A 2,837-nucleotide genomic window follows, 5' to 3' on the forward strand; every position below is an offset into this window, starting at 1 on the left:
CGCCCGAGCTGGTCGACCCCCACTCCGTCTCGGCTTCGCCGAGCCATCTCTCCCCCGATCGACGGGGTGGAGGAAGGGCGCGAACCTGTTGCCGCCAACGCTCTTCCAACGGGGCTCCCTTCCTTTCCCTCCGGAGGGGGGAAAGGTGGCGCTGCGAAGCAGCGACGGATTGGGGGAAGCCGGTCTACAAACGCGATGCCGCCAACGCTGAGACGACCGGGCAGGTCTCCCCTTAAGTCAGATAAGACACGGTCTGCTACCAGCCAGCGCCTATTTCACCGACATGCTGGGCCCACCCTCAACAGCCAGCACCAGCCGGCGGTTGGTTATCCTTGCCAGTTGCGCCAGGCGCCCGGCCGGCCGCTCGCCATAGAGATCGGCCAGCGACGCCGGCAAGACCAGCGCCAGCACGCCGTTGGCGCGCTGTTCCCATTTCAGCCTGGGCATGATGCCGGGCATCGACGCCGTCAGCAGGTAGACGACGCGCATCATCGCGGCGAGTACGCGCGCCCGCTCCAGATAACGCGGCGGCGCCAGCGCCTTGATCTCGGGGGCGATGGCTTCGTTGAAAATGCCGTCGTGACGATAGGCGTTGGCCATGGCCAGGAAAGCGCGGCCGGGATGGTCGACGCCGAAGAAGGAGGCGTGCGCAATGATGTTGAGCGATTGCTTGCCGCGATATTCGGGGTGCGCGCGCCAGCCGATATCGGCCAGCAATGCGGCCGCGTGGCGGTAGCGCGCCTCGTCCTCGGTCTCGTCGATGCCGAAGGCGGCAAAGGTTTTGGCGGTCCAGTCGACAAGTTCATGCGCATGGGTGACGGAGCGCGAGCGCAGGCGTGCAAGCTCCTCCGAGGCCGAAATCAGCGGATCGGCCTTCTGCTCCGCCTCGTCGAGCAGCGAATAGAGAAAGCCTTCGCGCACGCCGAGCGCCGAGACGATGATCTTCGACGGCTGCATCGCCGCCATGATCTCCTGCAGCACGACGGCGCCATAGGGCAGCAGCGAACGGCGGTTCTTGGAAACGCCTTCGATGCCCTTGACCTTCTCGATCTCGGCTTTGGCCACCTGCTTGAGGAAATTCGCCGCGCTTTCGGCCGAGATCTCGTAATGGTGCATGACACCAAGCGGATAGTTGGTCATTTCCATGTGCAGCCGGGCGAGATTTCGCCAGGTGCCGCCGACGGCGTAGAAGGGCCTGCCCTGCCCGCCTTTCAACAGCTTGGCCTTCGCCAGTTCGTCACGCGCGATCTTCGCCGCCTGAGTCAGCGAGTTCTTCGCCATGTCCTGCAGGCGCAAGCCGCCCAGCGGCAGCGTGATGCCGTCGCCGATCGCTTCGCCGGCGACGTCGACCAGTTCGAGACTGCCGCCGCCCAGATCGCCGGCGATGCCATCGGCCGGATGGAAGCCGGAAATGACGCCGAGCGCCGAATAATACGCTTCCTGACGGCCGCTGATGACACGGATCTCAGTCTTCAGCACCTCCTCGGCGCGGTGAATGAAATCAGGGCCATTGACCGCCTCGCGGGCCGCGGCGGTGGCCAGCACATACATCTGCTCGGCGCCGGCCTGGTCGGAAAGCGCGCGAAAGCGACGGAACTCTTCCATCGAGCGCGTCACCGCCTCGGGGTCGAGCTTGCCGGTCGAAACGATGCCCCGGCCGAGACCGGCCAGCATCTTTTCGTTGAACAGCATGGTCGGCGAGCGCGCCAGCCCCTCATAGACGACGAGGCGGATCGAGTTCGATCCGATGTCGATGATGGACAGCGGTCGGCGGTCCTGCAGCCGGCCTTGGGAATCAGACAGCATCAGCCGGACGCTGCGGCGTTCTTCTTGCGGCGCTTGAACTGCGCAATGCGCTTGGGCGCATGCGACTTCAGCGCGTCACCCCGTCCCGACAGGCTCGGATTGGTCATGAAATATTCCTGCGCGTTGAACGGTTCCTCGCCCTCCTCCAGCACGACGCGCCGGGAGGTTCCATCAGCCAATACGTCGAAACTTTGCTGATTGTCCATGATGTTGCCCAGCATGATCTGGCCAAGGATCTGTTCGTGCACAGTTGGATTCGTGATCGGCACCATGGTTTCGACGCGGCGGTCGAGATTGCGCGGCATCAGATCGGCCGAGGAGATGTAGACGATTGCTTCGTCCGACGGCAGGCCGTGACCGTTGCCGAAACAATAGATGCGGCTGTGCTCGAGAAAACGGCCGACGATTGATTTTACGCGGATGTTTTCCGACAGGCCCGGAACCTGCGGCCGCAGGCAGCAGATGCCGCGCACGACAAGGTCGATCTCGACGCCGGCGCGGCTGGCATCGTAGAGCGCGTCGATGATGATCGGATCGACGAGTGCGTTCATCTTCATCCAGATGCGCGCCGGTTTCCCCTGCACCGCGTAGGCAATCTCGTCGGCAATGTGCTTGAGGATGCGGCTTCTCAGCGTGAACGGCGAGATCGCCAGCCGCATTTCGTCCGTCGGCTCGGCATAGCCGGTAATGAAATTGAAGAGCTGGGCGACATCGCGGGCAATCGTCGGATCGGTGGTGAAGAAGGACAGGTCGGTGTAGATGCGCGCCGTTACCGGATGGTAGTTGCCGGTGCCGAGGTGCACGTAGTTGCGCAGCTTGCCGTCCTCGCGCCGAACCACCAGCGACATTTTCGAATGGGTTTTCAGCTCGAGAAAGCCGAACACGACCTGCACGCCGGCACGCTCCAGATCGCGCGCCCAGCGAATGTTGGCTTCTTCGTCGAAACGCGCCTTGAGCTCGACCAGCGCGGTGACCGACTTGCCGGCCTCGGCCGCGTCGACCAGCGCACGCACGATCGGGCTGTCATTGGA

2 protein-coding genes are annotated in these 2,837 nt (G+C 63.8%); both read right to left on the reverse strand.

The features are described from left to right. Window positions 1–270: 270 nt before the first annotated feature. Window positions 271–1,806, reverse strand: a complete 1,536-nt coding sequence (gene ppx / locus EN749_RS33675) for an exopolyphosphatase (RefSeq protein WP_127270757.1) — start codon at window positions 1,804–1,806, stop codon at window positions 271–273. Next, a partial coding sequence (ppk1, locus tag EN749_RS33680; protein ID WP_128364792.1) for a polyphosphate kinase 1 occupies window positions 1,806–2,837 on the reverse strand: 1,032 nt, incomplete at its 5' end. The genes ppk1 and ppx, both read right to left, overlap by 1 nt.

Origin of the sequence: Mesorhizobium sp. M7A.F.Ca.ET.027.02.1.1, assembly GCF_004022985.1 — a bacterium.
Classification (GTDB): domain Bacteria; phylum Pseudomonadota; class Alphaproteobacteria; order Rhizobiales; family Rhizobiaceae; genus Mesorhizobium.

Coding starts and splice junctions, on each gene's coding strand:
- ppx (WP_127270757.1), bottom strand. CDS start 1,806: ATGCTGTCTGATTCCCAAGGCCGGCTGCAGGACCGCCGACCGCTGTCC.